The following is a 4,109-nucleotide window of genomic DNA, read 5'->3' as shown; positions in this document are numbered from 1 at the left end:
GAAAATATAAGCTATACTGACATTTGTAGGTGTATTTTACCTACATGGAAGGAAGCTTATATTTCAGATTAAGCGTGGATTACACATAAAATCTAAATCTGAGGTAGCTATTTTCATGCATTATGTTGATTTTTAAGATTTTATATACTACCATAATAATTGTAAAGAAAATAAAATATTATGGATTTATGGTTGTATTTAAATATACTTAAAAGGGAATGTGGTGAAAATCCACAACAGCCCCCGCTACTGTAAGAATGACGAAAGCTTAAACAAGGAAAATCCTTAGCCACTAGTTAAACTGGGAAGGCTTAAGCAAGTAGGAAGATTTCAAGTCAGGAGACCTGCCTTAAATTCTATACAAATCTTTCGGGGTGAAAGAGTGCGTAGTGCATCTTTTATAACCCAGAGAAAAAACACCAAAAGGGAGATGTAAGTATGGGTGAAGAGATTTTAAAAAAAATATTAAAAAAGTATAATTTATTAGAAGTACATAAAGATACATATTCATATGTATCTGAAAATGATATAGTGAAAATGGTGAAAAAAATAGAGGATAAATTAATGCCTTGTAATGATGTTTATAACCATTTAAATTCAAGTCCATTTATAAAATCAATAAAAGTCAAACCAATTAAAAGTATAGATAAAGAAAAATTTATACTACATATAGAAATTGAAACAGTTTCTGCAAGAATATATATAATTCCACTAAATTATAATACAGGAGAAATATTAGTTTTATGTTCAATTGAAGAACAAATAATTACTTTATATGATGTGGAAAATAAAAAACCATTGAATATAGATAATTATATGAATGCATTTGAGGAACAAATTAAAGAGATAATGAAAAATTCTAATGTTAATTTAGATGATTTATACAATAAGTATAAAAAAGAGCATTTATTAAAAAATAAAGAAAAAGACAAAAAAGCAGAGAATCTTTATAGAGAAGTAGGCGAATTATTAAGAACTATAAATAAAAGAATGAGTAAAACAAAACGTTTGAAAATTATTGAAGAAGTAGAGAGAAAATTTAACTATATAATAAATAATTATCCACAATTTCCAGGTTTAACAGGATGCTATACTAATTTAGGACAATTAAAAATAGATAGAAAAATGTATGAAAATATGAAAGAAAAAAATATAATTACTAACCTTTTATTAGATGATAAAACTTACTGTGAGGCAGGAGAACTATTTGAAAAAGCATTAGAAATAAATCCTACAAATTATGTTGCAATAGAAAAGTATGCTATTTTACATTTTCAACAAGAAAATTACGATAAGTGCCTTGAGTACATAAATAAGTTAGAAAAAGATAGAGTTAGAAATATAATAGGATTTATTTCTAATATGGGATTTGCACTTATAAATGTTAGTGAAAAAAGAATTGAATTTTATGAAGAAATATACAAATGTTATCCAGAAAGTTTCGAATTAATGTACATATTAGGCAAGTTATATACATATGAAAATGACAAAAGTTTAAAAGCATATAGTTTCTACAAAAAATGCATAAATCAAAATCCAAAATCAATAATTAAAATAGGAACGGACATGGCATATATATGTATGCTTTTAGAAAAATATAAAGAACAAGAAGAATATTGTAAAAAAATATTAGGAACTTTAAGTAATGTAAATGATATTACAACTAGAGAATTTGAAGAAGTTAAGTATAATTCATTGAGTTTACTAGCATCTTCTTATATAGAACAAGGAAATTATAAAGAAAGCTTGAGTATTAGACAAGAATTAGTAGATAAATTTCCTAATAATACTACATACCATAACCTTGGAAATACTTTATACCAAATGAAAAACTATGATGATGCAATAGAGTATTTAAAAAAAGCATTAGAAATATACGAAGATCAGACAACAAATAAATTATTAGGAGATATATATTTTGAAAAGAATGACTTTAGTGAAGCAATTAAATATTACATAAAATCATTAGAGTTTTTAAAAAATATAGATTTGAACAAAATAAGAAAAGATAAAGATATAAAAAATCGTATAAATTTAGTGAAATCAGATTTGTATAATAATATAGTTAATTCATATATAAATATTAAAGACTATTTAAATGCTATGAAATATAATAATCAAGCGTTAAAAGAATTTTCAAATGATTATAAATTTAAATCTTTAGATGAAAAATTAAAATGTATAGCTAAAAATTAAAATTATTCTGACCGAAAAACGGAGGGATATCAATTACTTATGATATCTCTCTGTTTTTTTATATAAAAATCAACTAAATGGGGGAGAAATATGAAGAAAAACAAAAGAAAGTTATTATCTATAATAACAATTCTATCGTTAATATTAAATTTATCTATTCCGTCAATAATAAATGCACATGAAATTCTAAAGAAAGATAATAGTGAAAAAAGTATAACTGTAGGAATATATGGAAATAGCAAAGAAACAATATATCAAGGAAAAGATATTAAATTAGAAGATAAGGATACAGCTTTTACAATTTTAAAAAGAATTATTGGAGATAAGAATATAGACTATACAAAAATAGGGGAATCTACAATCTTAATAAATAGTATATTTGGATTAAAAGATAATAGTAAAGATGGATGGATATATGCTATTAATAGAAATATAAGCAATCAAGGATGGAATAATTATAATCTAAAAGATGGTGATGAATTAATTATTCATTATGATATTGATAAAATGAATCCACAAATTTTAAAAAGCTATAATAAGTTAGATAAATTTATAAAAGGTGAAAGTGGAGAAAATAATAATTCAAAAATAACACTATCTATTGAGAGAAGAGTTTTAGGACAACCTGATATATTAAAACCTACTGAGATTGAAATAAAAGAAGGTGAAAAGGCTTCTTATGTATTTGATAGAGTAATAAAAGGTATTAAATTAAGTTATGAAAAACAAGGTTCACTAAACGATACTTTTTATTTATCTAAAGTATATTTAAATTCAGATAAGAGTGAATCACTACAAGAAAAAGAACATGGAGCTTTTAGTGGATGGATGTATAGTGTAAATGGTGTAAATCCAAGTGAATTAATGTCAGATTATAGATTAAAAGATGGAGATACAATAAGAATTCATTATACAGCCCAAAGTTATGGAGAAGATATAAAAGCAGTAGATGAGATATATAAGCTGAAATCTAATTTAAATGAAATATTTAAATTAAACGAGAAAGAATATACTAAAGAAAGTTGGAAAGATTTTCAAGAAGTAGTGGAAAGTATAAAAATGAGCATACCTTCAGATGATGATATAGGAAGTATGATGTCCACAAGTATAGGTGGAGAGGATATTTATGATGCAGCTACTTTAAAAACTGAGATGGAATCTTTTATACAGGCATTAAATGATGCTAAAGATACTCTTGAAAAAATACCAGAGGTAGATAAATTTATAAAATTAGTAGAAAAGTTACCAGAAGTAATTACTTCAGAAAATTTTAAAGAGGTTGATAATAGTATAAAAAAATATAATTTATTAAGTGAAGACCAAAAGAAAGAAGTTCCAAAAGCTACTATAGAAGTTTTGGAAAATGCAAAAGAAAAACTTAAGATTGCTAATAAAACATTTAATCAAGTAACTATAGAAAAATTACCATTAAATATAAAAGTTTTATCATCAGCTATTATAAATGATAGTAAAGAATATAAAAATATATCAGACAAAATAAAAGGAAAAGAAATACTATTTTTAGAAGATGTAAATTTAAAAAATCTTGAATCTAAAGAAAAGTATAATTTATCAGAAAATGAAAAGGTAAATGTAGTTATCTCATACTTAGGAAATTTATTAGATTATAAAAATATAAGTATTGTTCACCAAAAACATGATGGAACAATAGAATTTATTGGAGTAGATAAAGGATTAAAAATAGACAAAAAAGAAAATAAATTATCTTTTGAATTAAAATCATTATCTCCAGTTGGGATAATAGGAGAAAAATATAGAAAGCCATCTAGTTCAGGTGGAGGATCAATTAGTAGTTCAAATACTTTAAATTCAGTAGATACTAATAAAATAGTAGGAAATACAAGATATGAAACAGCTATAAAAGTATCAAAAGAAGGATGGAATAAAGCTGA

General features: G+C 24.1%; 2 protein-coding genes and 1 riboswitch. Both genes read left to right on the top strand.

Annotated elements, in window-relative coordinates; all coding sequences use genetic code 11:
* Nucleotides 1–172 precede the first annotated feature (172 nt).
* A riboswitch (cobalamin riboswitch) is annotated at nt 173–366 on the top strand.
* 72 nt (nt 367–438) lie between these two features.
* Nucleotides 439–2,196 (top strand): tetratricopeptide repeat protein, encoded by a 1,758-nt coding sequence (locus CHF27_RS13440; protein WP_095404452.1) that lies wholly within the window; start codon nt 439–441, stop codon nt 2,194–2,196.
* 90 nt (nt 2,197–2,286) lie between these two features.
* On the top strand, nt 2,287–4,109 hold a 1,823-nt coding region (locus CHF27_RS13435; protein ID WP_147294097.1), incomplete at its 3' end, for a DUF4430 domain-containing protein.

It is taken from the genome of Romboutsia maritimum, from assembly GCF_002251085.2.
Lineage (GTDB): Bacteria > Bacillota > Clostridia > Peptostreptococcales > Peptostreptococcaceae > Romboutsia_B > Romboutsia_B maritimum.
This window is presented reverse-complemented; position numbering and strand designations above follow the sequence as displayed.